Source organism: Ruminococcoides sp. (genome assembly GCF_057037865.1).
Map to the genome: position 1 here is coordinate 1 of NZ_DBLZMS010000006.1, position 26,204 is coordinate 26,204.

Genomic DNA, 26,204 nt, shown 5'->3' on the forward strand with positions numbered 1-26,204 from the left:
TTGACTCTCCACTTCCGTGCGTTCTACACTCTTTCACCGTTCGTGTTTTCTCTTGTCTGCCTCGCCTCTCAGCGCAACAGTTGATATTATATCAGCACTTCTTCCTTTTGTAAACCCCTTTTTGACAATTTTTTTATCTTTTTTACATTATCGGCAAATCTTCTACATTATTTGACTATCGGAATGATTTTTGATATCTTTTTACCATTACTTACCTTTGTCTTAACATATACTGCTCTTTATCCCCCTATATATACATATGTATGTAATAAATAAAGAAATTGATTTTTTATTTCATGGCTCTGAGCCTTGGCTCTTCTATCGTCTTTTTATATAACTTAGAACGCCCGTATTTATTCATATTGTACAAATTTCATAAAGTTTGTGTTTAAAGACTGGACTTTTCGCAAAAATGTGTTATTATAGTATATGTAAAGCGGTATAGTTTTGACATTTAGCTACTTAATGTTGCTGCTGTACAACTTTACAAATTGCAAATACCGGGAGGTTTAGTTATGAGTTTTGATAAAATTATCGCCATTACAAGACAGTATGGTTCAGGCGGACACGATATCGGTAAAGCACTTGCCGAGAAGCTTGGTATATCGTTTTATGATAAGGAGCTCATTTCTATTGCCGCTAAAGAGAGCGGTGTATCTCCCGAGGTATTCAAGCATGCTGATGAAAGAGCTACCAACAGTCTTTTGTATTCATTGTCTGTGGGACTGTACAATTACGGTAACAACTTTTCTTCAGTGGGTGACCTGCCGGTTAATGACCGTCTTTATATTTTACAGCACAAGATTATCAAGCAGCTTGCTGAAAAGGAAAATTTCGTTGTTGTCGGTAGATGCGCCGACTATGTTCTTAAAGATAATCCGAAGCTTGTGAAGGTATATATTTATGCTGATCTTGATAAGAGAATTAAAAGAGCTGTTGACAGACAGGACATTGACCCTGCCAGAGCCAAACAGGCAGTTTTGAAGGCAGACAAGAACAGAGCAAATTACTATAGTTTTTATTCAGGGAAAAAATGGGGTCTTGCAGACAACTATGATTTGTGCCTTAACAGCACTAACATTACAGTTGATCAGGCCGTTGACATTATTATAAGTTACATCAATATTTGTGACTCAAATAAAAAATAACACTCATATTCGAGCATTTCCTGAATATACTATATTGTTTTATTAAGGAGGTGTACTATATGAAATTTGTCATTATGGATCTTGATGATTTTATCTTTGGTAACGAAGAATGGCATGAAAGCGAAAGATAATCGCTTTTCGGACAGAATTTTAATTTATTTACCGTGATTTTTTATCATTGACATAAAATCAAAAAAAGAGGCGGATACTCAATCAAAAGTATCCGCCTTTTTTGTTGCCCCTTAAAACGAAACGAGGGCTTGCATTAATATTGTATGCGCCAAAATCGCAATTATTCATTGTTATTTATAAAAGAAAGCGGATCGGCGTACTTGCCATCAATCTTCACTTCAATGTGTATATGGTTTTCGTCCCCTGCCTCAAAGGGGACTGCGCCGATTGTACCGACCTTCTTCCCAACATCGATTGAATCACCCTTGTTTACATCGACCGAGCCAAGTCCGCAATATCTGCATATGACATTGTCGGTTGAAATTTCAACGATTTTGCCGAGCATTTTATCTTCACAAACATTAGTAACTACTCCGCCAGTCATTGCGGTTACATCATCGCCGAGTTTGCCGCCGAAATCAACTCCCGTGTGCGGTTTCCATACATTCAAAGTTTTGAAATAAACACTTTTTTCGCTGTACTCACGAACAACATTGTTTGAATTAAGCGGATAGTTCAGGCTCAAATCTGTTGAAAGCATTGTTTCAAGAGCGTTTTTTGAACTTTCTGTCGGATTTGTTGACGGTTCTTCGGTTGCCGCAATGGTAGGAACTTCGACATCAAGCTTAACCTCGGGCAAGGTTTGGGTTACACCCGTGACATTTTCATTAACCTTAACCTCATTGCTTTGAGTTGCGGCAGGAGTTTTTGCACTTGGCACTGATAATGTATTGTAGGTTGAGTACACCGCCATGCAAACGGCAATCAGACAAATTGAGCAAGCCGTGTAAAATCCGATTTTTTCACGGCGACTGCGTTTTTTCTTTCTGTTGTTATAATAATCGCTCATAAAAAAGCACCTCCGTTTCTATTATTGACTGAGGTGCTAAATTTATACAGTTGTATATACAAAAATCCCTCCCGAAAAACGAGAGGGATAAGTTTGTTTTTAAGTATCAATTAGTATCAATTATACTTTTCTGCAAACAGCATTGATTGACTCCGGAATTTCGCTTTCGTCAGCAGAAATAAGGAGAACAATGTTAGTTGATGCAGTTTCGGCAAGATCCTGAAGCTTCTTTGTGAAGGTTTCAAGGCCTGCAAGAGCCTCCGGGCAAATCTTGAATGTTGAGTCAACGAGAATGTCAGTAACATCATAGTTGCCTGCGCAGATACCGCTGATAAAACCGAAAAGCATATCATAACCGCTGATGAGATACTGCTCTGTATCAATAAGTCTTGCCTTATGTGTAACATCATATGTGAGCTTTGAGCCTTTTTCAATTACAACAACATTGCCTGTTGAAGCGGCAACAGCCTCGTTAGCAAGAGAGATGAGCTTTTTAGTTTTGCCTGTTCCTTTTTTACCGATAAGTAAAGTAACCATAATTAGTTCCTCCGTTGTTATACTTTATTAAGAAATTATCCGAGTCTTGCCTCAAGAGCAGCCTTCTGATCCTCATAGCCCGGCTTGCCGAGAAGAGCGAACATATTCTTCTTGTAGCTTTCAACACCCGGCTGGTTAAACGGATTAACACCGAGCATATAACCTGAAATAGCACAAGCCTTTTCAAAGAAGTAGATGAGATAGCCAAGCTCTGATTCGTTCATTTCGGGAACATTAAGAACAATGTTCGGTACACCGCCGTCATTATGAGCGAGAACTGTACCCTCGAAAGCCTTCTGATTTACGAATCCCATTGTCTTGCCCGAAAGGAAGTTAAGACCGTCAACATTTGTCGGGTCTGTACCGAGAGTAACTTCTTTTTTACATTTATCAAAGAGAACAACAGTTTCAAACATTGTGCGTCTGCCGTCCTGAATGTACTGACCGAGTGAATGAAGGTCTGTTGAGAAGATAACGCTTGCGGGGAAAATACCCTTGTTATCCTTGCCTTCACTCTCTGCAAAGAGCTGCTTGAACCACTCTGACATCATTGTGTAAGCCGGCTCATAAGAAACCATAACTTCCATAGTTTTGCCCTTGCGGTAAAGCATATTTCTGATTGCAGCATATTTGTAACAATCGTTTGTCTTTAAATCATCGTTGTCAAATTCTTTCTGAGCTGTTGCGGCACCCTGCATAAGAGCATCAATATCAGCACCCGAAACTGCGATAGGAAGAAGACCTACTGCTGTGAGAACCGAGAAACGGCCGCCTACATCGTCCGGAACAACAAATGTTTCGTAACCTTCTTCGTCTGCAAGAGCCTTGAGTGTACCCTTAGCCTTGTCAGTTGTACAGTAAATACGCTCTCTTGCGCCCTCTTTACCGTACTTCTTTTCGAGCATTTCACGGAACACACGGAAAGCGATGGCAGGCTCGGTTGTTGTACCTGACTTGGAAATCATATTTACGGAAACATCCTTGCCCTCGCAAAGCTCCATGATTTCTGCAAGTGCAGATGAACTGATTGAGTTACCTGTGAAGAAAATCTGCGGTGTGTCCTTGCAGGTAAGGTTGTAGTTCTGTGATGAAAGAAATTCAATAGCCGCTCTTGCGCCGAGGTAAGAACCGCCGATACCGATTACAACGAATACATCAGTATCTTTCTTGATTTTCTCTGCACACTTCTTGATGCGTGCGAACTCTTCCTTGTCATAATCTGTAGGAAGATTGAGCCAACCCAAAAAGTCATTGCCGAGGCCGCTGCCATCATGCAACACCTTGTGAGCTGCTTTAACTTCGGCAGCAACACCGTCATATTCGTGTTCGCCGATAAAATCACTTAAATACTTGTCATTTAACTTTGTTGCCATTTATAAATTCCTCCAAAATTCCTATAGCGAAAATAGAATCGCAATAAGTATCTTTGTTGTTTTATTATACTATAATATGAGCGTTTTTGCAAGGTCAATTTGTGAATTTTTAAAATAAACCCGCATTGTTTTTTGCACTGCTTTTAATAACAATGCACAAAAGCCTGATTTTCCGACAAAATCAAAGCGAAATCAGCGAGGCGAACACATATTCAAGCAATGCGCCGAAGCTTGTTTTTTGAACAGAATCGCCTGCACAAATATCAAAGCTCTGCACCTTTTTTGAATTGACAAGATATGTAAGCGTACCTATCTTTCTATTCTTTTCAACGGGAGCGTCAATCTTGTCAGGCAGGTCGATTTCGGTTGTAATTTTAGCACCACTGCCCTTATCAACCACTATTTTTGAAGAGACCTTACATTCAAGCTTTACGCTGTCGGTCATACCGCCGTTTACTTCAATGCTTTTTGGCATATCTTCGGGAAGTGTTAATTCTTTTACAGAAACATTTGCAAAGCCGTAATCAAGAAGTGCCGCCGCATCTGCAAATCGCTCTTTGCCGGTTTTACAGCCGAGAACAACACTTATCAGCGAAACATCTCCCCTTGTTGCGGTTGCAGACATACAGCAACCCGCATCGTTGGTTGTGCCTGTTTTCAATCCCGTAATTCCGTTATAGGTTTTCAACAGCTTGTTCGTGTTGACAATCTGAGTTTTACCGCCACGAAGATTGTCGAGCCAAATTGATGTGTAGTCAAAAATTTTCTCGTGTTTTGTAAGCTCTCTTGACATAAGCGCAACATCATAGGCAGAGGTTATATGCCCCTCCTCATCAAGTCCGTTACAGTTTTTGAAAACGGTGTCGTTCATTCCAAGTTCTTTGGCACGGCTGTTCATTTTTTCAACAAAAGCGTCCTCGCTTCCGCTGATATGCTCCGCAAGCGCAACCGCCGCATCGTTGGCAGATACAACAACCGTTGCCTTTATCATATCATCCGCACTCATGGTTTCGCCTTTTTCAAGCCAAATGTCACTTCCGCCCATTCCTGCGGCGTGTTCTGATGCAGTAATTTCATCGTCAAGGCTTAATTTTCCGCTGTCAACAGCCTCAAAGACGAGCAAAAGCGTCATTATCTTTGTTACGGACGCACACGGTCTTTGTTCATGCGGATTTTTCTCAAAAAGGACTTTGCCTGTTGACGATTCCATTAGCACGGCAGACGGAGCGGATATGCTGTCCGCACTGAGAGCATTCACTTTTAATCCGACAAACGGCGACAATAAAAACACTGCACACAATGTTATTGAAACAAATGCCTTTCTTAACATAAAAAACACCTCGTTCATTAATATGAACAAGGTGTCGAATGTATGTAATAAAATATGTGCATTTTTTGAAGCTGTAACTTTTTAATACTTCTCAATAAGACAAACTGCGTGAGCGGAAATGCCCTCAAGTCTGCCTGTAAAGCCGAGCTTTTCCTCGGTAGTAGCCTTAACGCTGACGAGAGAAACATCAATTCCGCAGGCATTGGCGATATTTTTTCTCATTTCGTCAATATGCGGTTTCAGCTTTGGCTGTTGAGCAATAACGGTTGAGTCGATATTGACAATTCTGTAGTTGTACTCGGCAAGCACACGGCACACCTCTTTCAAAAGAAGAATACTGTCTGCGCCCTTATACTTTTCATCCGTATCGGGAAACAGCTTTCCGATATCACCGAGAGCCGCTGCACCGAGAAGTGCGTCCATAATTGCGTGAACAAGCACATCGGCATCCGAATGACCGAGAAGTCCGAGTTCAAAGGGAATCTCTGTACCGCCGATTATCAGCTTTCTGTTCTCGGCAAATTTATGCACATCATATCCGTGACCGATTCTCATATAAATCTCCTTTGCACAATCAACCCTGTTGTCTTGACTTGAGAATACTCTCGGCAATGACAATATCAATCGGGGTTGTCAGTTTAATATTTTCCTCATTGCCCTTTACAACAAGAACCTCGCCGCCCATGTTTTCAATCAGCGAGCAATCGTCTGTAAAGTTGATGAGATTATCGCCGGCATTTTCAAGAGCAAAGCGGTACAGATCACGCTCAAAAACCTGCGGAGTCTGAACTGCACGGAGCTGTGAACGGATAGGAGTGCTTTCTATATTATTGAAACCGTCAACAACCTTGATTGTATCTTTTACGGAAGTTCCGAGAGTTGCCGCACCCGTATCAAAAGCCGCCTCAACAACACGCTCGATTTCTTCAACGGTAATAAGCGGTCTTGCACCGTCGTGAATAGCATAGTATTTGGCATTTTCACTGCACGCACCGATTCCGTTACGCACGCTGTCAGCACGGCTGTCACCGCCCTTGACAAGTTTTGAAACCTTGCTGAAACCGTTAAGCTCGATAATTTTATTGATTCTGTCGTTATCCTGTTCACGGCAGACAATTACAATTTCTTTGATAAGGTGACATTTTTGGAATGCCTTCAGGGTGTATTCAATTGCAGGTCGTGACAAAAGCGGAATAAACTGCTTGCTGTCGGCAATTCCCATTCTCACAGAACCGCCTGCCGCAACAATAACCGCAGATACAAAAGCTGACATATTCAACCCTCCGTAAATTTATTTTGCAATTTTATATATAATTTCTTTTGAAGAAAATTAAATCTTATCAAGAGCCTGACTGATGTCGGCAATAAGATCATCAACATTTTCAAGACCTACCGAAAGTCTGATAAGGTCGGGTGCAACACCTGCTTCAATAAGCTGTTCATCCGTCATCTGACGGTGGGTGTGGCTTGCGGGATGAAGAATACAGGTCTTTGCGTCTGCAACATGAGTTTCAATGTCGCAAAGCTTTAAGCTGTCCATAAATTTAACCGCACAATCTCTTCCGCCCTTAACCGCAAAAGAAAGTACACCGCATGAGCCGTTCGGAAGATACTTTTCAGCAAGTGCGTGATATTTGTCATCTTCAAGGTCGGGATAATCAACCCACGCAACCTTGTCATTAGCCTTGAGGAATTTTGCAATTTCAAGAGCATTTTTGCAATGTCTTTCCATTCTCACATGAAGACTTTCAAGACCGTTCATAACATAAAAAGCATTCTGCGGTGACTGGATTGAACCGAGGTCACGCATAAGCTGAGAAGTAGCCTTTGTAATGTAGCCGAGCTTGCCGAATTTTTCGGCATAAACAATGCCGTGATATGAATCATCGGGAGTTGTAAGTCCCGGATATTTGTCGGCATATTTCAGCCAGTCAAAGTTGCCGCTGTCAACAATTGCACCGCCGACAGAAACACCGTGACCGTCCATATATTTTGTGGTTGAGTGAGTAACAATGTCAGCACCCCACTTAATCGGCTGACAATTGACAGGGGTTGCAAAAGTGTTGTCAACAATAAGCGGAACACCGTGTGAGTGAGCAAGTCTTGCAAACTTTTCAATATCAAGGACAGACACGGTCGGGTTGGTAATTGTTTCACCGAACATTGCCCTTGTGTTTGGTCTGAATGCCTTTGCAAGCTCTTCTTCGGGAAGATTCTGATCGACAAAAGTAACATCAATGCCCATTTTCTTCATTGTAACACCGAGCAGATTATATGTACCGCCGTAGATTGCAGACGATGCAACAATGTGACTGCCTGTTTCGCAGATGTTAAAAAGTGCAAAGAAGTTCGCCGCCTGACCGCTTGATGTGAGCATTGCGGCAACACCGCCCTCAAGGTCGGCAATTTTTGCGGCAGTCATATCATTTGACGGGTTCTGCAGACGGGTATAAAAATATCCGCTGTCCTCAAGGTCAAAAAGTCTGCCCATTGCGTCACTTGAATCATACTTAAAGGTGGTGCTTTGATAAATGGGCATCTGTCTGGGTTCTCCGTTCTTAGGCACATAGCCGGAATGCAAACACTTTGTTTCCTGTTTCATTGTAAAAAATCCTCCGTAATTTCATTCATTTTAACTAAATATTAACTCAAAATCGGATACCGAATTATCCGAAAAATTCTTTAATAAAATTCATTATTGCATCTGTTCCGAACACAACGCCTGCAACTATAAGCAAAAGCAGTAATGCGCTGACAATTCTTACGGTTGTACGCTTTGCGCCCGTCATTTTTTCAAACTGCTCGTCAAGCGTTTCACCGTCATTCTCGGTGTATTCAACATCTTCGTCAAGAATTTCTTCGCCCTCAAGCTTGATTGCGCCGATTCCGACACAGGTGTCGAACGCCTTTTCATAAGCCGAATACGGAACATAGACATCATAGGTCAAATCATCATAACCCGTGTATGCCTTAATGCTTTTGCTGTACTTGTTTTCCATACATTTTTTGATTGTAGCGTCACACGGAACGGTGCTGTCCTCAAGTGCGGCTTTAACTCTCTGCAATTCAAAGCCCGATGCCGTGAGCAGATACACGGGAGTGTTTTCATCGGTTATTGTTTTAAGCTGAGCCTTGCAACTTTTGCAGACTGTTTCCTCATCGTTATGCAAACGCTTGCATTTTGAACAATATTTCATAGACAAATCCTTCGTTATTTCATTTTGTTATCTACAATTTTAACACAAAAAGACAGCATGAGCAATACCCCACGCTGTCTTTATCCATAAATTTTTGTGCAGTTTTGTTATAAATTTAATTTTGTAGCGACGGTCAATGACCGCTAAAAAGTAAAAATGCAAACATTACGGTAATACAAACCTTATAAAAGGAACAAAAATAATACCATTCTGTAGGGGCGTCCCATTGGGCGCCCGCGAGTAACGGCACAGAATTTATGATAAATACGATTATATAAATACCGCAAAGATAATGCCATTCTGTAGCGGCGAACCGCAATATTCATCATACAGAAAAAACACCCGATCATACAATCGAGTGTTTCCTCTAAGTTAAATACCCATAAACATAAAATGGAAGTATTAGACTAAATTAAAATGTATGTTTTCTTTTGAGAACAAACATAACCGCTGCCGCCAAAATCATAACTGTGGCAATAATTGCAGGAGTTGCAAAGTCGCCTGTTGCAACAACGCCGTTGTTAGCTGTGCCGTTTGTGCTGTTGTTATTGTTTGCATTGTCATTTGTTGCAACATCACTTGTTGCGGAAGAAGTGTTGTCGCTTGGCTTTGCAGGCTTTACAGGAGTGTCTTCTGTGCTTACAGGCTTAATTGACGGGTTAGGATTGTCAACTGATTTTGCTGTGTAAATCATTTCAGTATCAGAAGAACCCAAAGATACCGAAAATTTGTAATCACCTAAGTCGTATACCTGCATATCTAAAATGTTTCCGTATTCATCAAAATTCTCTAATGTGTAGTTTACAAGGTAGTTGAATATATGATTTTTTTTAAAATCAGCAATAGCAAAAGTACCACACTTTTCGCCGTTAGCGTAATATAGGGTCGCTTCCATACCTTCACAATTGTGAGAAATAGAATTGTTTATATCAAGAGAATCAAGCCATTTATAATATTCTCCCGGCAAATAATCAGGCTCACCTGTCCAAAACGGTGCTGTAAACACCTTATCGGGGAGCTTTGTAACTTCAACTCTTGTAATAGAGTGCGGATCTGCTACTTCCTTGACAGAATACTCAGCTGAAATAGTATTTCTCTCCCATCTGTCGTCTTCGGAAGAGGCATAACAATAATCTACAGTAAAATCGACAGTATCTCCTATACAATAGTAACGAACAGTTATATTGCCAGCATAACCGCAAATCTCGGCAATCGGCGGAACAATACCGTCTTCACTGTCAGCGCCGTCACAGTTTACATCATATTCTTCACCGTTGCTGTAAACGATATGAAGTACAACATTGCTCCAAAAAGTGCTGTCGGTAATTCGACCATTATTAACAGTAACGCTTTCGGGGGCTTTAACAACTTCCATTGAAACAGGTTGCATTACGTCAACAGAAAATATCGCTGTAATATAATACTCATAACCGTAACAATATTCTACCGTAAAATTGGCAGTACCATCTTCACGATAATAACCGACAGTTATATCGCCTGTATAACTGTCAATCTCGGCAATCGGCGGAAGAATACCTCTCTCGCTGTCAATACCGTCACAGTTCACATCAAATTCCCTGCCATCGCTGTAAACAATGTGCAACACAACATTGCTCCAGAAATTACTATCGAGTTCTTCACCCTCAAGGAAATTAACAGTTTTTGGAGCTTTAACAACTTCCATTGAAACAGGACGCAAGCCGTCTGTAGGTTCGTCAGGTGTTGCTGAGTTTTCGGTTGCAAATGCCTGAACAAATACTGTCTGCACAAGGCATACCGCCAACAAAGCAGACAGCAAAATCGTAATAAATTTTGAATGTTTTCTCATAATTTCCTCCATCATTTTATTGTTTTATTTGATATGCAAGATTAATATTTTTGTTTTAAACACCATTCCCCTCTGAATAATTATTTAAAAATTAACCCAAAATACCATTGCTGTTTTACTGCATTTTGCGGTATATTGCAATACAACAATCTGCGGTATGCTATACTGTATGCGAGGTGAATTCTGTGTATAAAAGAATCAGGGAACTGAGGGAAGATGCCGACCTTACGCAAAAAGAAGTTAGCAAAATTCTGCATTGTTCACAACAGGTTTACAGCAATTATGAACTTGGTCAGCGTGACATCCCCACAGCTGTTTTGATTTGCCTCGCAAAACATTATCACACAAGTACTGACTATATTTTGGGATTGACTGACAACAAAGACTTACCGAATTATACGCACAATTAAATCGGCAAGCTATTCGTCCCGAAGATGTTCTTCGGGATTTTTATGACATTAGTTTACTGCATTTTGCGGTATTTGTCAATATATATACAGATAAAATATTATTTTTATTTAAGCAACGCTCTTATTTAAGGTGAATTAAATTTTTCAAAGTAATCATCAACTCGTATTTGCGGTTCATTGGACACTTGTGCAAATAATAATACACAATTTATGATAAATACGATTATATGAGTACCGCAAAGATAATGCCGTTTGTTTTCTCATTTTTCAGGCAATTATATTTTAGGACAATTTGTCCTAAAAGTCAATAGGTTACTATGTACTATTTTATAATTTATTCGGTGATGAAATGAAACTGAGAATAAAAGATTTGCGTGAGGACAATGACCTTACGCAAAAAGAAGTTGCAAAGGTTCTTATGTGCGACCAGTCGCTGTACTCAAAATATGAACGGGGCGAAAGAGAAATTCCCCTCTCCCTGCTCATTAAACTTGCCGACTGCTACGGCACAAGCCTTGATTATCTGACCTGTCGCACAGACAATCCAAACATAAAATAACAGCCGTTTTGAAAATTTGCATTTCAAGACGGCTGTTGTTTTTATTTATTAAATTGTTTAATTATCAAAGTGACTCCACAAGTCTTACGAGATACTTTTGAATAAGCGTTGCATCTACAACATTGATAATGCCGTCACCGTTTACATCTGCGGCATACACATCTTCCGCATTGTTGACATCAATAAACTTATTTCCATTTTCATCTGTAAGATTAACAACATATTTCTGAATATCGGTAGCGTCAACTACATTAATAATACCATTATTGTCAACATCGCCTTTAAGTCTTGTGGTTTCTGATGAATTAAACTTGTAGCCGTACTTTTTGGCAAAGGTTTCTGCTGTTGAGCCAATCTTACCGTTAATTACAAGAGCATTGCAATTGCCGAATGAATCACAGCAAATTGCCTTTACATTTTCCCCGATTGTCACCGATTGAAGATTTTGGCAGTTATAAAAGGCATAGTATGAAATAAATTCAAGATTTTTGCCGAATTTCAGATTTTTAAGTGAAGTACATTCCTCAAATGAACTGTCGCAAATGCTGATAATACTGTCGGAAAAGCTCACCGATGAAAGGTTTGTGCAACCTGAAAAAGCAGATGTGAGAATAGATTCAAGTCCGCTGTTCAAAGTAAGCTTTTCGATTTTACTTCCTGCAAAAGCATAATTGCCTATTGCCTTAACCGTTTCGGGAATTGTAACAGTTTTCAGCGTTGATGCTGACGGGAACGATATCACAACCGAGCCGTACGGAGCATAAGATGTGTAGCTTCTTGATTCCGTAGAAGGTGCATCAGGATCAGTAATATCTTTTGTCACTGAATACATATGATTCTTGGCGATAAGTAAATCGTTTTGAACATAGAAGTTTGTGTTTCCGCTTTGAACCGTAATGCTTGAAAGCTGTGAACAGTACGCAAATGGATTATAACCCATTGAGCTTACACTTTTCGGAATTGTCACAGTTTTGAGATTAGTGTATGAAAACGCCTGTTCACCGATTGAAACAAGGCTTGACGGAAGTGTGACTGATGTAAGCTTTTGGTCCGTAAAGGCATAATCGGCTATTGAAACAGTTCCGCTTTTTATCGTAACAGAGCTGTTATCCGCAAGCTTACCCTTGTACTTATACGCAACTTTTCCTGCGTAAACAATTCCGTTAGATTGATTTGTGTACCAAAGGCAATTGTCAAATGCGTTATCACCTATCGAAACAACGCTTGACGGAATTGAAAGTGTCGAAAGGCTTGTACAATTTTTAAATGCCCAAAAATTTATTTTTGTCAGTGTACTCGGCAGGCTTACACTTGTAAGTGCGGTACAGCCGAGAAATGCACTTGAACCAATTTCAGCAATGCCCTTGGGAACAATAATTGTTTTCAAAGTTTTGTTAAACGAAAAACAATTGTTGTCGATGCCGACCATATCACAATCACCGACTGACGCAGGAACATTGACGCTTGCAGACTTACCGGAATAAGATTCAATCCATGCGTTAAATCTTCCGTTTGATTTCTGACCCACAATGCGATATTTGTATCCGCCATATGTATAGCTTTTATAAAGCTCATGTTTTGGAATTGCCTCCGCACTTACCTCGCTTGCCGTTGATACAACCGCATTTGCCGACATCGGCAATGCTGTAAACACACCGAACGCAAGAGTTGCCGATAGTGCAACAGAAATAATTTTGTTTACTCTTTTTCTCATTAAATACCCACTCCTGTTCAGCAGAAATACTATACTTTAAGTTATCACACTATTTTTTAATTGTCAACTCAAATAACAGCCGTTTTGAAAATTTGCATTTCAAGACGGCTGTTGTTCTGTTATAAAAAAATCGGCTGATGTTGTTTTCCCTGCAATGCAAGGGTTACGCAATCTTCAAGCTTATCAAAATCAGCCACAAGCGAATTTGGTTTCTTGATGCAATCGTCCTGTTTTAAAGGAACGAAGTAAATATTTTTCGTGTTGAGAAGTCTGCCGATGTTCTGTGCCGACGCACCGAGAGCGTCATTTGTTGCAACGCACAACAGCACAGGTCTTAAAATTCTCAGATGCGACTTTGCCGCCATTGTTACCGCCGTGTCGGTAATTCCGAGCGACAGCTTTGCAAGCGTGTTGCCCGTACACGGTGCAATCACAAGCAAGTCGCACATTTTTTTAGGTCCTATCGGTTCTGTCTGCACAACCGAGTGCAGAACAGCTTTGCCCGTTATTTCTTCTGCCCTCTTTACCGTTTCCTCCGCTTTTCCGAAACGAGTTGATGTTGAAAAGGCATTTTGCGACATTATCGGAATAACATCATAGCCTGAGTCAACAAGCCTCTGCATTTGCGTAAAAGCCTTTGAAAAGGTGCAAAAGGAACCGCACATTGCAAATCCTATGGTTGCTTTTGTCACCTGTAAACCTCCTTGATGATGTCAAATACAGTAGTTTTTATAATTTCTCCTGCCGTTTTCGGAGCACATTTTCCGGGGAGCGACAATGCCCTAACGGCATAAATTCCGAGTTTTTCTGCGGTATCAAAATCAACCCCTCCCGGCAGGGACGCAAGGTCTATAATAAGGGTGTTTGTGTCGGTATTCATAAGAAGTTCCCTGTCAAAAATTAACCTCGGAATTGTGTTGAAAACAATGTCAAACCGCTTTACCGTTCTTAGATTTTCCGTATTAAGTGCATTGTAGCCGAGTGCTTTTACATATGCAAGGTCTGACTGCTTTCTTGCACTCACGGTAACATTTGCTCCGAGTAAAACAAGCTTGTGAGCAAGAATTTTTCCGATTCTGCCGAATCCCGTCACAAGACACTTACTGCCCGAAATCGTTCCCTCATATTCTCTCATTGCACATTCAATTGCACCCTCTGCTGTAGGCAATGCGTTGAGAATAGCAAAATCATCTCTTGCTCCGTAATCAAAAATTTCACCGTCGGAAAGCCTTGGATATGCCTTTAAAAATCTGCTTTTCATCGTAGTAAAAACAGGCTTTTTAAGGATAATTTCAATATCGTCACCGTCAAGCAAAATGTTCTCGTTTGAAAACGGAGTGTTAAGACTTCCGTCTGTCCTTATTGACGGCAACGGAAAAATCAATGCGTCACTTTCCGAAATTGCCTTTTTAACATTGCAAAGGCTCAATGAACCGTAGCTTTCAAGACTGTCAAATCCGCCGAGCAAAACATCGTAACAACTGTCAGAAATTGATTTTGCAAGAAAAAGCTGTCGCTTGTCACCGCCGATTATGCCAAATGTTCTTATGTCGCTCTTTTTCATACACAACACCCGTAAATCAAGTTATTCTCTACACCCTCATATTATGCCGAGTGTCCTTGTGTGTGAACAACACATAAAAGCGACCGCAAAGTATATCACTCTGCGGTCGCTGTTTGTAACTTATTATTTATTTATTTTTCTTTAAATAATCCCAAAAATTATTTTCATCAGACTCATCAAATGACTCTCCGTTTTCGTCCTTTGTACATTCATTAAAAATGTTATACTCAAGCCATGCGTTTGCAGAGTCATAATCCTTGCTGAAAATATCTGTGTTCTTTATATCAAAAATTCCCATACAATCACCTCAAAGTAATTTTTGTATGTACTCCGTAACTTGATATTACATCATATGAACAAAAAATTCAATACTCATATTAGTATGTTTTATATTTTATTTAATGATTTACCGAATAACGGAACAAAAGAATTTTTTAAAAATAAAGTTACGGTCTGAGTCCCATTCCGCCCTCAAGGGTGATGGTTTCGCCGCTCATATACTTGAAATCAGGTGATGCAAGTGCAACACAGGCACGGCCGATTTCTTTTTCGACATCACCAAAATGTCCCATTGGCGGCACTTTTACATTCGCCTTGAATGCGTCGGGATAAGCCTGCTCAAATTTTTCAAGCTGAGCAGTCCATGCAAGCGGACAGACAATGTTGACATTTATTCCGTCCTTGCCCCACTCGTTGGCGGCAACTCTTGTAAGACCTCTTATTCCCTCTTTTGCGGCTGCATATGCACACTGACCGAAGTTTCCGAAAAGTCCGGCACCCGAAGCAAAGTTTATAACCGTTCCCTTTGACTTTTTAAGGTACGGATAGCAAGCCTTCATATAATAGAAGGTTGCGTACAATCCCGAATAAACAGCAAGGTCAAATTGCTCTGTTGTATGATCAGCAAGCGTAATACCCGACGCAGAAGCCTGAGCGTTGTTAATCAAGACATCAATTCCGCCGAATGTTTCAACAGCTCTGTCAACAACATTCCGAACAACCTTTTCGTTATCACCGTCCTTGCTGACATCAGCCTGAACAGGCAACACATTTACTCCGTAAAGTCTTTCGAGCTCTTCTTTGGCATCCTCAAGCTTTTTGACATTTCTGCCTGTAATAACAAGGTTTGCACCCTCTTTTGCATAAGCAACAGCAATGCCGTAGCCGATTGAACCGCAACCTCCGTCGCTGAGAACAGCCCTTCCTCCGCCTGTAATAACAGCGGTCTTTCCTAATAAAAATCCCATTAATCCATCCTCCTTTTGGTAAAAAAATATGCTGCAAGAATACAAATATTCTCACAGCCTTATATTACCAGTTATTAAGTTTGGTGTCAATCGGGGTAATGCTATTATACGGAAATATTGGGTTTTGATTTTGAATTAATCTTTTCCTTTTGTAAATTTTCTTTTGCAGTATTAATAGATGCAACCAATATTCTGCGAATAGTGCCGCACCGGTTATATAAATCAATTGATAATTCTCTAAGCTTTGATTCAGCCATACGAACCTCTTTTAATTTATAACAAGTGAAATATACTTCGTATGTGAAATAATACTATTTATTGTGAAATTTTCTGCTTACGCAGAAAGTGAAATAAAATAAATCCTTTCACGCCGTCAGGCACTTCACATGGAAAATCCATATTTCACACCGATAGGTATTTCACAAATCCTTTTGGATTTATTTCACTGAAAAAAGCACTTGCAAAAGCAAGTGCTTTTTTCTTGGCGGAGGACAAGGGATTTGAACCCTCGCGCCGCGTTAGCGACCTACTCCCTTAGCAGGGGAGCCTCTTCACCACTTGAGTAATCCTCCGTGTGAAGTTTAAATTCACTATAAAATAAAATGGCGGAGAGGAAGGGATTCGAACCCTTGGTCCCTCGCGGGATCACTAGTTTTCAAGACTAGCTCCTTAAACCACTCGGACACCTCTCCGTATGCTCATCTTGCCTTTCAGCATTTCAGCAAGATTTATTCTAACACAAGTTTCTCCATTTGTCAACACTTATTTTTAATTTTTTTGAATATTCAGTAAAATAAGAAAATTTCCCAATTTCTTGACAAATCGCAAGCCATCATATACAATAGTTATGTTATGTGCCAATAGCTCAGTTGGATAGAGCGTTCGCCTCCTAAGCGAAAGGTCGGGGGTTCGAATCCCTTTTGGCACGCCAAAAACTCCGCCGGAAAACCCAGCAAAAGGCAGGCTCACATAAGGATACTTTCAAAAAGTGACCGATGAGAGCAGCACAACGCCACAGAGTTTTAAAACTCTGTGGCGTTGTGCTTTTTTATAGCTAACAGGAAAATGAGTCCGTACCAAGCGATATTCAGCCCTTCAATTCCGAAAAGATTTTCTATTGCATATCGGTTCAAATCCTTGTTTCCTCGCTTTTCTCAGTCTACCCGCAGCATACGGTAACCGACGCCGATATGAGTCTGAATGTATTGCGGACAGTCCCTTTGTGGCTCCAGCTTTTTGCGCAGTGTCGCCATAAACACCCGCAGAGAAGCAATATCGTTTTCCCAGCTGCTGCCCCAAATCTGCTGCGTGATATAGGTGTGCGTCAGCACCTTTCCGACATTATGAGAGAGCAGACACAAAAGCTTGTATTCAATCGGGGTCAGGTGCAATTCCTCCCCATTTAGATAAGCGCAGCCGGCGGCATAATCGATTTTAAGCTTGCCGTTTTGGAAAACGGGTGAGTCGGCGTCGCCGCTTGCCTGAAGCAGCAGCAGCCGTCTTTGCGTGACCCGAAGGCGTGCCAAAAGCTCCTCTATGGAAAAGGGCTTTGTCAGATAGTCGTCCGCCCCGGCATCCAGCGCCGTGATTTTGTCTTTATCCTCGCTGCGCGCACTGATCACAATAATGGGCATATTTGACCATGAGCGGATGCTTTCGATCACCTGTGTGCCGTCGATATCCGGCAGTCCCAGATCCAGCAGAACGATATCCGGGTTATGGGAGGTCGCTTCTATAATAGCGCTGTGTCCGTTCTCCGCGGTCAGGTAGTGGTAATCGTGAGCCTTTAGCGTTGTTACGATCAGATTGCGGATGGGGCGGTCGTCCTCCACGACGAGTACAAGGGGTTTATTCATTCAAAGTCACCTCGCTGAGCGGTAAAGTAAAGGTAAATATGCAGCCGTGCGGTACGTTATCCGTAAGCGTCAGCGTTCCGCCGTGCAGCTCTACGATAGATTTACACAGGGTAAGCCCGATTCCGAAGCTTCTGCGGCTGTCTGCGACGGTATTTTTTCCGGTGTAAAACATCTCAAAAATATGCGGTTTCATATCGTCTGCAATTCCGTTTCCGTCATCGGTGACTCGGATCACGGCATCCCCGCCCTGTTTTTCCGCACTTACGCAGATCTCGGAGCCTTGTTCGGTATATTTCAAAGCATTATCAATAAGGTTGACAATGACCTGCACGATAAGCTGTGCGTCCATACGGGCAAGGATCAGATCGTCGCACCTTACCGTCACCTTGTGTCCAACGGATTTTTTCTTCAAATGCGAAACGGCTTCGTTGACCACTTCGTCCACAAGCTGGTCGGTAAGCTCCAGCTTCAGGCGTCCGTCATTCAGCCGTGTAACATACAGCAGATTTTCCACCACGCCGATAAGCCATTCGGAATCGTCATAAATATCTTTATAGATCTGCTGCTTGGTTGCTTCGTCCAGGCAGTTTCCGTTATGCAAAAGCGTGTCCGCATTACCCGAAACGGAGCAAAGCGGCGTGCGCAGATCGTGTGAGATCGACCGCAAAAGGTCGGCGCGCAGCTGCTCGCTTTTTGCAAGATCTGCCGCCCGTTCCTTTTCGGCGGCGTTGTGAGCATTATCCATTGCCAGCGCACATTCGTTCACAACCGACAGTACGATGCTGCTCTCAAATGAATCGGGCTTTTCGGGTTTCATCGGTATCCCAATTACACCGTAGACTCTGCCGCCTGCACGGATCGCAAGATAAAGACATTCGGATTTTCCAAACTGTGCTGTCGCTGCTCCTGCACGGTGACCGTTTTTAAGCACCCATTCTGCGGTCTGCCGCTCTGCATCGCTTAGCAGCTTTTCGGCGTGTGTATCCTTTTTTTCGGCATACAGCCGCCCGGACAACATTCCGTTTTCGCCTTTCGTATAGGCAACAATACTGCGGTCAAGCAGCCGCGAGAGCTGCATACAGGTCACGCTTAAAACATCATCGTTGCTTTTTGCTTTTTGCAGCAGACGGTCAGTGTCAAACAGCACCTGCACACGGAACGCGGAGCGAGCCGAGAGCCTTGCATGATCTTTCAGCTTCGAGGCAAGCGTGCCGGTGAGAACGGAAGACGCCAGCATAACTGCAAAGGTAACGGGATAGCCTACGGCATAGGTCTGAAAGGACAACCTGGGTTCGGTAAGAAAAAATCCGAACAATGCAACACTTAGAAGTGAGCCTGCTATACTGCAAATGTATCCTTTGGTCAAAACGGAGATCATCAGCACACCTAGGATGTATACCGTAACGATATTGGAATCGGGAAAGCCGAGATGGTCGAACAGAAACCCGATCGCCGTACATACGGCAAGCGCCAGGACGGTCACGGCAATATCCCGCAGCGACGGTATCTCTGCACCAAAGAACAGACGGCGTCTGTGCGACTTTGTGTAGTTCAGTGCGTCGGGAATAATATGAATGTCAACATCGGGGGCGGAGGAGATCAGCTTTTCGGTGAGAGTCGGTCTTCCGAACAGTCCTCTGCGTCTGGCACTGCTTTGCCCGATCACGATTTTTGTGACATCGGAAAGCCTGACATATTCCGAGATCTGCAGCGCTACATTCTCGCCGTGCGTCATAACGATCTCGGCGCCGAGTCTTTGCGCGAGCTGTATGTTCTGCGAAAGCCGGGACTGATCCTCATCATTTATGACCGTATCCGTCTGCACATAGATGGCGGTAAATCTTGCATGAAGGACCTTAGCCATCTTTGCGGCGGTGTGTATAATCCTTGCATTGGACGGCGAAGAGGATAGGCAGACAAGAATATGCTCGTCTGTATCAAATTTTGACTGTTCGGTTTGTACTTTCATCGGTTTCACCGCCCTTTTTATTTTATTTTATTATTATACAGTAAAACTGTAAAAAAATCTACCGCAACCTAAAAATCATTCTTCTGCCCATCGGAAAGAATAATATCGACATTTCCGTGCGTTTCACGAAAACGGCGGATCTCACATAATATTTCACTTTCGGACAGTCCATGCGGCAGCAGGACTTTGGAAGGCTCGCAGGATTCGTTTTCCTTTAACAGTGCCTTTCTGTTTTCTTCAAGAAATCGATCCAGCCTGCTCATAAGATAAAATCCGAAAACAAATACGGCAAGCAGGCTGACAATCAGCAATAGCTCAGCCATCCTCATTCACCTCTGTTAAATGCGAAAACACTTTTGCAGTTCTTTGTAAGCACCGAGAACCAAAAGAGTGATCTTGTCCGTAAAAACGGTTTCCGGTGAAACTGCCATATTGATTTTTCCGTTCTCCTTGGTTGCCATAATATTGATGCTGTATTTTCTGCGGATATCCAGTTCTCCGACGGTTTTGCCGATCCATCCCTTCGGCACCTCTACCTCAAAAATGGCATGACCCTCATCAACCTCAATGTAATCCCGAATGTGGTCGGCGGTGTACCGAATAGCAGCCCAATTTGCTACCTGTTTTTCCGGGTAAATGACCTCGTCCGCTCCGTTCCGCAGAAGGAATTTTTCCTGCACATCACGCTCGGCACGGGATACAACTAATTTTGCGCCGAGTTCTTTCAGCAAAGAAGTGGTTTCCAGCGAGTTTTGAAAATTTCCGCCGATGGTGACAATGCACACATCAAAGTTTCCGATGCCGAGCGACCTTAAAAACTCCGTGTTTGTGCTGTCGCCAATCTGTGCATTGGTGACGATCGGCAGACTTTCATTGACTCTTTCTTCGTTGATGTCTACCGCCATCACCTCGTGTCCGAGCTTATTCAGCTGCAAAGCAATATGCCTACCGAATCTGCCGAGACCTATTAACAATATGTTTTTCATAATATAGTAACTCCTTTATCCGACTGTGATTTTTTCGAGTGGCAGCTTTGCTCCGCTCTGATTTTTGTTGGAAACCGCCGCGTAAATCAGGGTAAGTCCGCCGACTCTGCCGAGATACATCAAGACGATCAAAATAAGCTGAGAAAGAACACCGAGTTGCGGTGTGATTCCAAGGGTAAGCCCGACCGTTCCGACAGCGGACGCCGTTTCGTAAAGGCAGGTGCTAAGCGGCAGACCTTCTGCCGTGCTGATAACAATGCCGCCGACAAAAAACAGCAGGAAATACATTACGGCAACGGCTGCGGCGTTTTTCACTGCCGAACCGTCAATGCGCCTGCCGCAGACTTCTGCATCGTCCTTTTTGCGACAGACGGAGAATGCACTCAGAATCAGAACGGCAAGCGTGGTCGTTTTCATACCGCCTGCCGTGGAGCCGGGCGAGCCGCCGACGAGCATGAGCAGGGTCATAATTGCCTTGGAAGAACCGGTCATAGCGGGAAGATCAGCGGTATTGAAACCGGCGGTTCTCGGTGTGACAGACTGAAAAAGCGATGCAAGAATCCTTTCGGCGAGCGGCAGCCCCGTAAAATCGCAGAAGAAAAAGAATACTGCGGGAGCGATAATGAGGATTGCCGTTGTTACCAATATGACCTTACTTTGCATACGGTATTTTTTGAAATGCCACTTGTTTGTGTAAATATCGTCCCAGGTCAAAAATCCAATACCGCCCACAATAATTAAAAGCATAATTGTAATGTTTATCGCCGGATTTCCTATGTATCCCGTAAGTGACGGGTATTTGTTTTCGGCGGTGCCGAGTATGTCAAAACCGGCGTTGCAAAAGGCGGAAACCGAATGAAACGCCGCCATCCAAATTCCCTTAAAACCGTAGTTTCCGCAAAATGTCGGCAGCATGACGATCATCCCGATAAGCTCGATCAAAAAAGTTCCCCGCACAATAAAACGAGTCAGGCGGACGATCCCGCCGACCTTAGGGGCAGAGATGGCATCCTGCATGGTACTGCGCTGCATCAGCGATATTTTTCTGCCGGACAGCATAGCGAAAAGTGCCGCAACTGTCACAACACCGAGCCCGCCTATCTGAATCAGCAGCAGTATTACCGTCTGCCCGAAAGCGGACCAATAACTGCCCGTATCCTGCACGACCAGCCCCGTAACGCAAACGGCGGAGGTCGATGTGAACAGCGCCTCGTGAAACGGCGTAACAACTCCGGCAGTCGATGAAAACGGCAGCATCAATATCAGCGCTCCAAGCACTATGACGCCGGCAAAGCCCAAAACGATCAGCTTAAAGGATGACAGCCGCTTTTTTCTATGTGTAATTTTAGGCATATATACTTCTCCTGTTTCTACTTGTTTACAAAGAGTATACCGTGAAATATAAAAAAACGGTGTAATGATTCGGCACTCTGTATTAAGATTGCATTAAGGCGCTCATTCTTTAAATAAACAGCGCAGAACATAGCAAACGGCACAGACAAAGGCGGATCGTTTGTAACCGTTGTGCGGCTTGAAACAAAGCTCAGAGCCACTCTCACAGAACAACAAAAGGCTCTGTTCGAACAAATTAACAAACGGATGTAGAAATTACGACCGGAATGAGCTACAAGCGTTCACAAACGGATTTCGATTTGCATCGCGGCTAGCGTTTCAGGCTTTTCTCCAGCAGTATCAAAGCAACTCATAAATAGCTATATATAAATGTAAAAGGATGTTCCGTTTGGAGCGTCCTAATTTTTCCTTGCCTATGTTTTATATTTGTGTTTTGTTTTTCTTGGGATTGTCGGGCATATCAGTCATTTTTGACATTCTCACAAGCATTTCTTCTATGCCTTTTCTTCCTCTGTCTCTGTCGTCAATATTCATAACAACACTAAAATATGAGTGTCACAATGCGTGGTACTCCTTGATTTTATGCGGATATTTAGAAATACTTAAAAATCGTAACGCAGAATTTCACAGTTTTTAACACCGAAATCTGCATACTCCTCATTTGTCATATCGTTAAAATATGAGTTGACAACTCTTGCAATGCCGTTGTGAGCAACTAAAACACAAACCTTTCCGCTTGCTTTCACATCATCAAGCAGATTGTAAATTCTTTGTGCAAGGTGCAGCATAGACTCTCCGCCGTCATAACGGCTGACGAAATCTCTTTTGGCAATGCGAAACTCTTCGCCGTTTCTTGGCGTTCCCTCATATTTTCCAAAGTTTTGCTCGGTTAATCTCGGCTCTGCTTTTGCAGGAATTCCCGTGATTTCCGAAATGTGCTTTGCGGTTTTTTCGGCTCTCATAAGCGGAGAATAGAGGATGATATCTGCTTTTATATTCTCTGAAAGAATTTTCTTGCCCGTTTCAACAGCCTGTTCATGACCTTTTTCCGTGAGGTCAATATCCGTTGAACCGCAGATTTTATTTTCAACATTCCACACGGTCTGTCCGTGTCTGACAAAATACATATGTCCCATAAGCGTTCTCCTTGCAGTTTTTCTAAACACTATTTTAATTGAGCCGACAACGAAAATCAAGTTACAAAACAAATTTTTGCAAATAAATTGACAGCGGCAAAGTCAGCTGATATATTTGATATGTACAGTTCAAAATTAAAAACGGAGTGATTTGTATGAAGAAAACTTTGATTGTAATAGATATGCAGAATGATTTTATTGACGGCAGTCTCGGTACTGATGAGGCTGTGAAAATTGTGCCTAATGTACGCAAAAAGATTGAAGAATACCGTTCAAACGGTGATGAAATTATTTTTACAAGGGATACTCACGGTGAAGATTACCTAAACACTCCCGAGGGCAAAAAACTGCCCGTTGTACATTGCGTAAAAAATACTCACGGCTGGCAGATTGCAGACGGACTTGATGTTCCCGACGCAATTCATATTGACAAGCCGTCATTCGGCTATACTCATTGGGATAAATTCTGCTTTGAAAGAATCGAGCTTGTAGGACTTTGCACCGATATCTGCGTTGTGTCAAATGCGTTGATTCTAAAGGCACTTTTCCCGAACGCTGAAATCAGCGTTGATTCGGCTTGCTGTGCCGGCGTAACCCCCGAAACCCACAATTCCGCCCTCGAAACAATGAAAATGTGCCAGATTGATGTGGTGTGATTTAATAATAAAATATATTGTGATTTTAAGTTCGTGATATTGAATATATTAAAATACTTTGCGATAATTACTTGGTAAGGAAACGGTGGCGGCTGTTTCGACTCCCTTATCAGAGAGGGGGGTGATTGCGTGGAATACATAGCTGTGATAATCATCTTCACATTTTTTATTGTGTTCACCATAAAGAAACAACCGCCCTGTGTCGTGAACAGAGCGGTTAATCTTTAATTAATTTTTATTGTTCAAACTTACGAAACAGCTAAAGCCGTTTCCTTACTTGTATATTATCATTGATGAACAATTATGTCAATAAAAAACTTCAATTTCGGTTGACAAGAGATTGAAGTTTTATTTTTTGTATGTGCAAGTTTTTTAGAAAATTGAAGATTATTCAAAATTAATCAATTGTAAAATTTTTTGTATGAAGCTACTCGGAAAGTTCAAATATTCTTTCTATAACAGCTTTGAAAAATGGTAAATCTTTTTCCTGCTGATAATCCATATAACTCCAATGTGTGATATATCTCCATTTTGAAATCAACAATGATGTGGCTGTGCTGTAATCCGTATGTTTCAGCATTTTTTTAAGCTGATTGTAATCGGTAATATTTAAAATGTTTTTGTTATTATATTCATATTTTGAATCATTGAAACTGCCTAATTTAAATCCCATTTTTACCAAATCATTACCGAAATTCATTTCAAAATCATGAATATCCATAGAATTATTGATGAATTTTTCGTAGTATGGTTTTAGCACCTTAGCGGTATTTTTTCTTCCGTTTATGTATGAAATAGGATTTTGCGTCATATTTACTAAATCGGCAATGTTTTTGTTTATGTAAATATTCGGCTTATTAACTGCTTGACAGGTGCAGTATTTGCGATTTGACCTTGAAAGATTTTCTTTGCACAATCGTGGATAGAATGGAGTTTCCACACCTGAAGAATACCACTTCATATTTTCATAAACTCCGACAATCAGTCCGTGATTTACAGCAATAAGATAGTCGCAATTTTCTGCTCGTTTGGTGTCGATTATCCAATGACCTCTCGCACATTCCATAACTTGGCTGTCTGACATATCGTATTTATAAAGCGAATTTATTTTAACAATTAAAAGATTGCGGAAAATATCTTCTTTTGAAAGAATTTCAGCACCGTAAATTTTTTCAAAATCTTCAGCTGTAATAACAGGTGCTGTGTGGTGTCCCGAAACCACATTAGTCAGTGATTGAGAGTCAATGTAGTTCATTATATTTATCAAAGTCGATTCGGCAACGAATGCCTCTTTTTCCGAAAGACCATATGATATAATTAGTTTTTTGATTTTGTTACCCGATGAGAGTATTTCTTTTATACGATTCGACTTATTTGAGTTATCGAGTTTTTCTTCGTGTTGAAAAATACGGTTGTTAATTCCTTTGCCTATGTAAAATATTTTGTTATCTCTTGGATCTGCAAGGGCATAAACATAGTAACCTAATTTTTGTTTTACCTTATCGGAAAAGCCATTCATAAGAAACATACCTTTCAGCTTAATTTATTTAATGATACCATAAATGTTAAATACGGTAAAGCGTTGTTTTGTGTATTTGATTTATACAAATACGGTCGGGAAAATTCGGTGTATTGTTTTACACCTGTCTTCCCGACCGCATTTTTTATTATTACCTATTTTTAAAAATCATTCTTCCATTTGCTTGCCGAGGAATGCGGCGGCTGTTTGTGCAAGCTTGATTTCGGCATTTGTCGGGATTTTGGTCTGTTCGCCTGTGAGCATAACTACCGCACCCGAAACATCTCCGGCGGCGATAATCGGATAGATTACCGATGCATAGTGTTCAATGCCCTCAATCGGCTGAATATCGCCGAGCGTCTGCTGTGTTGCCGAATAGGTTTTGCGATTTTCCATATATCCCTCAAGCACGGTTGTTACCCTGCGCTCAAGAAATTCACGCTTTGAAACTCCTGCGGCAGCGATTACATGGTCACGGTCTGTTATGATTGTCGGCATTGAGCTGATTTTGGCAAGCACATCTGCGTATTGTGACGCAAACTCCGCAAGCTCTCCGACAGGCGAATATTTTTTAAAAATAACCTCGCCGTCCGTTGCGGTATAAATTTCGAGCGGATCTCCCTCACGAATACGAAGCGTCCGCCTGATTTCTTTCGGTATAACCACTCTGCCGAGATCGTCGATTCTTCTGACGATTCCTGTTGCTTTCATATTAAAAACTCCCTTCGGACAATTTTGCCCTTTGTCTGATACATATTCAGCAAATTATTTGCAGTAATATTGTTTGATTCATACAGTTTT

The 26,204-nt window shown here is 41.8% G+C and carries 27 protein-coding genes and 3 tRNA genes; 5 read left to right on the plus strand and 25 right to left on the minus strand.

Annotated elements, in window-relative coordinates:
* Positions 1-515 precede the first annotated feature (515 nt).
* Positions 516-1,148, plus strand: a complete 633-nt coding sequence (locus AC2HW8_RS06270; protein WP_021883264.1) for a cytidylate kinase-like family protein — start codon at positions 516-518, stop codon at positions 1,146-1,148.
* A 292-nt stretch (positions 1,149-1,440) separates the two neighbouring features.
* Here AC2HW8_RS06270 and AC2HW8_RS06275 read toward each other — a convergent pair whose 3' ends face one another.
* From AC2HW8_RS06275 to AC2HW8_RS06315, 9 genes are all read right to left on the minus strand, one after another.
* A complete protein-coding gene (locus AC2HW8_RS06275; RefSeq protein ID WP_021883263.1) occupies positions 1,441-2,169 on the minus strand; it encodes a M23 family metallopeptidase in 729 nt (242 codons plus the stop codon).
* 120 nt (positions 2,170-2,289) lie between these two features.
* Positions 2,290-2,706, minus strand: coding sequence for a hypothetical protein (locus AC2HW8_RS06280; protein WP_015522772.1), 417 nt, complete (start codon positions 2,704-2,706; stop codon positions 2,290-2,292).
* Between the two features lie 35 nt (positions 2,707-2,741).
* Complete coding sequence (locus AC2HW8_RS06285) at positions 2,742-4,079, minus strand: glucose-6-phosphate isomerase (protein WP_101069533.1); 1,338 nt, start codon at positions 4,077-4,079, stop codon at positions 2,742-2,744.
* A 181-nt stretch (positions 4,080-4,260) separates the two neighbouring features.
* Positions 4,261-5,409, minus strand: coding sequence for a serine hydrolase (locus tag AC2HW8_RS06290; protein ID WP_313710025.1), 1,149 nt, complete (start codon positions 5,407-5,409; stop codon positions 4,261-4,263).
* Positions 5,410-5,490: 81 nt separating this feature from the next.
* On the minus strand, positions 5,491-5,964 hold the full coding sequence (gene ispF / locus AC2HW8_RS06295) for a 2-C-methyl-D-erythritol 2,4-cyclodiphosphate synthase (protein WP_015522769.1): 474 nt from the start codon (positions 5,962-5,964) through the stop codon (positions 5,491-5,493).
* A 19-nt stretch (positions 5,965-5,983) separates the two neighbouring features.
* Positions 5,984-6,682 (minus strand): 2-C-methyl-D-erythritol 4-phosphate cytidylyltransferase, encoded by a 699-nt coding sequence (ispD, locus tag AC2HW8_RS06300; protein WP_293639470.1) that lies wholly within the window; start codon positions 6,680-6,682, stop codon positions 5,984-5,986.
* Between the two features lie 57 nt (positions 6,683-6,739).
* Positions 6,740-8,011 carry an O-acetylhomoserine aminocarboxypropyltransferase/cysteine synthase family protein gene (locus AC2HW8_RS06305; protein ID WP_288201714.1) on the minus strand — a complete coding sequence of 424 codons (1,272 nt, stop codon included), beginning with the start codon at positions 8,009-8,011 and terminating at the stop codon, positions 6,740-6,742.
* 64 nt (positions 8,012-8,075) lie between these two features.
* Positions 8,076-8,606, minus strand: coding sequence for a hypothetical protein (locus AC2HW8_RS06310; protein WP_484327310.1), 531 nt, complete (start codon positions 8,604-8,606; stop codon positions 8,076-8,078).
* Positions 8,607-9,018: 412 nt separating this feature from the next.
* Positions 9,019-10,434 carry a hypothetical protein gene (locus AC2HW8_RS06315; protein WP_484327311.1) on the minus strand — a complete coding sequence of 472 codons (1,416 nt, stop codon included), beginning with the start codon at positions 10,432-10,434 and terminating at the stop codon, positions 9,019-9,021.
* A 185-nt stretch (positions 10,435-10,619) separates the two neighbouring features.
* Here AC2HW8_RS06315 and AC2HW8_RS06320 point away from each other — a divergent pair, with 185 nt between their 5' ends.
* Positions 10,620-10,844, plus strand: a complete 225-nt coding sequence (locus AC2HW8_RS06320; RefSeq protein ID WP_117520626.1) for a helix-turn-helix domain-containing protein — start codon at positions 10,620-10,622, stop codon at positions 10,842-10,844.
* A gap of 349 nt (positions 10,845-11,193) precedes the next feature.
* Positions 11,194-11,403, plus strand: coding sequence for a helix-turn-helix domain-containing protein (locus AC2HW8_RS06325; RefSeq protein WP_021883256.1), 210 nt, complete (start codon positions 11,194-11,196; stop codon positions 11,401-11,403).
* Positions 11,404-11,467: 64 nt separating this feature from the next.
* Here AC2HW8_RS06325 and AC2HW8_RS06330 read toward each other — a convergent pair whose 3' ends face one another.
* From AC2HW8_RS06330 to AC2HW8_RS06365, 8 genes are all read right to left on the minus strand, one after another.
* Positions 11,468-13,117: a leucine-rich repeat protein gene (locus tag AC2HW8_RS06330; protein ID WP_484327312.1), complete on the minus strand. Its 1,650-nt coding sequence runs from the start codon at positions 13,115-13,117 to the stop codon at positions 11,468-11,470.
* A gap of 119 nt (positions 13,118-13,236) precedes the next feature.
* On the minus strand, positions 13,237-13,809 hold the full coding sequence (locus tag AC2HW8_RS06335) for a dipicolinate synthase subunit B (protein ID WP_021883254.1): 573 nt from the start codon (positions 13,807-13,809) through the stop codon (positions 13,237-13,239).
* Complete coding sequence (gene dpsA / locus AC2HW8_RS06340) at positions 13,806-14,681, minus strand: dipicolinate synthase subunit DpsA (RefSeq protein ID WP_484327313.1); 876 nt, start codon at positions 14,679-14,681, stop codon at positions 13,806-13,808. Before dpsA ends, AC2HW8_RS06335 begins: the two co-directional genes overlap by 4 nt.
* Before the next feature lie 127 nt (positions 14,682-14,808).
* Positions 14,809-14,979 carry a hypothetical protein gene (locus AC2HW8_RS06345; protein WP_021883252.1) on the minus strand — a complete coding sequence of 57 codons (171 nt, stop codon included), beginning with the start codon at positions 14,977-14,979 and terminating at the stop codon, positions 14,809-14,811.
* 148 nt (positions 14,980-15,127) lie between these two features.
* Positions 15,128-15,928 (minus strand): SDR family NAD(P)-dependent oxidoreductase, encoded by an 801-nt coding sequence (locus tag AC2HW8_RS06350; RefSeq protein ID WP_015522760.1) that lies wholly within the window; start codon positions 15,926-15,928, stop codon positions 15,128-15,130.
* A gap of 104 nt (positions 15,929-16,032) precedes the next feature.
* Positions 16,033-16,185 (minus strand): hypothetical protein, encoded by a 153-nt coding sequence (locus AC2HW8_RS06355; RefSeq protein WP_181979504.1) that lies wholly within the window; start codon positions 16,183-16,185, stop codon positions 16,033-16,035.
* Positions 16,186-16,410: 225 nt separating this feature from the next.
* A tRNA-Ser gene (locus AC2HW8_RS06360) sits at positions 16,411-16,500 on the minus strand.
* Positions 16,501-16,531: 31 nt separating this feature from the next.
* Positions 16,532-16,620, minus strand: a tRNA-Ser gene (locus tag AC2HW8_RS06365).
* A 162-nt stretch (positions 16,621-16,782) separates the two neighbouring features.
* Here AC2HW8_RS06365 and AC2HW8_RS06370 point away from each other — a divergent pair.
* Positions 16,783-16,859, plus strand: a tRNA-Arg gene (locus AC2HW8_RS06370).
* Positions 16,860-17,082: 223 nt separating this feature from the next.
* Here the strand turns inward: AC2HW8_RS06370 and AC2HW8_RS06375 are convergent.
* The 6 genes from AC2HW8_RS06375 to AC2HW8_RS06400 all read right to left on the minus strand — a co-directional run bounded on the left by AC2HW8_RS06375 (position 17,083) and on the right by AC2HW8_RS06400 (position 23,228).
* Positions 17,083-17,784, minus strand: coding sequence for a response regulator (locus AC2HW8_RS06375; RefSeq protein ID WP_015522721.1), 702 nt, complete (start codon positions 17,782-17,784; stop codon positions 17,083-17,085).
* Positions 17,777-19,753: an ATP-binding protein gene (locus AC2HW8_RS06380; protein WP_303793181.1), complete on the minus strand. Its 1,977-nt coding sequence runs from the start codon at positions 19,751-19,753 to the stop codon at positions 17,777-17,779. The genes AC2HW8_RS06375 and AC2HW8_RS06380 overlap by 8 nt, the downstream gene beginning before the upstream one ends.
* A gap of 68 nt (positions 19,754-19,821) precedes the next feature.
* Positions 19,822-20,076: a hypothetical protein gene (locus AC2HW8_RS06385; protein WP_046433723.1), complete on the minus strand. Its 255-nt coding sequence runs from the start codon at positions 20,074-20,076 to the stop codon at positions 19,822-19,824.
* Between the two features lie 15 nt (positions 20,077-20,091).
* Positions 20,092-20,739 (minus strand): potassium channel family protein, encoded by a 648-nt coding sequence (locus AC2HW8_RS06390; RefSeq protein WP_021882969.1) that lies wholly within the window; start codon positions 20,737-20,739, stop codon positions 20,092-20,094.
* Positions 20,740-20,754: 15 nt separating this feature from the next.
* Complete coding sequence (locus AC2HW8_RS06395) at positions 20,755-22,092, minus strand: TrkH family potassium uptake protein (protein WP_484327314.1); 1,338 nt, start codon at positions 22,090-22,092, stop codon at positions 20,755-20,757.
* A gap of 602 nt (positions 22,093-22,694) precedes the next feature.
* A complete protein-coding gene (locus AC2HW8_RS06400; protein ID WP_117951154.1) occupies positions 22,695-23,228 on the minus strand; it encodes a histidine phosphatase family protein in 534 nt (177 codons plus the stop codon).
* Between the two features lie 155 nt (positions 23,229-23,383).
* Between AC2HW8_RS06400 and AC2HW8_RS06405 the strand changes: the two genes are divergently transcribed.
* Positions 23,384-23,884 carry a cysteine hydrolase family protein gene (locus AC2HW8_RS06405; RefSeq protein ID WP_117521252.1) on the plus strand — a complete coding sequence of 167 codons (501 nt, stop codon included), beginning with the start codon at positions 23,384-23,386 and terminating at the stop codon, positions 23,882-23,884.
* Positions 23,885-24,311: 427 nt separating this feature from the next.
* Here the strand turns inward: AC2HW8_RS06405 and AC2HW8_RS06410 are convergent, their stop codons facing one another.
* On the minus strand, positions 24,312-25,412 hold the full coding sequence (locus AC2HW8_RS06410) for an LEM-3-like GIY-YIG domain-containing protein (RefSeq protein ID WP_304017089.1): 1,101 nt from the start codon (positions 25,410-25,412) through the stop codon (positions 24,312-24,314).
* A gap of 159 nt (positions 25,413-25,571) precedes the next feature.
* Positions 25,572-26,114: a stage V sporulation T C-terminal domain-containing protein gene (locus tag AC2HW8_RS06415; protein WP_015522712.1), complete on the minus strand. Its 543-nt coding sequence runs from the start codon at positions 26,112-26,114 to the stop codon at positions 25,572-25,574.
* Positions 26,115-26,204 lie beyond the last annotated feature (90 nt).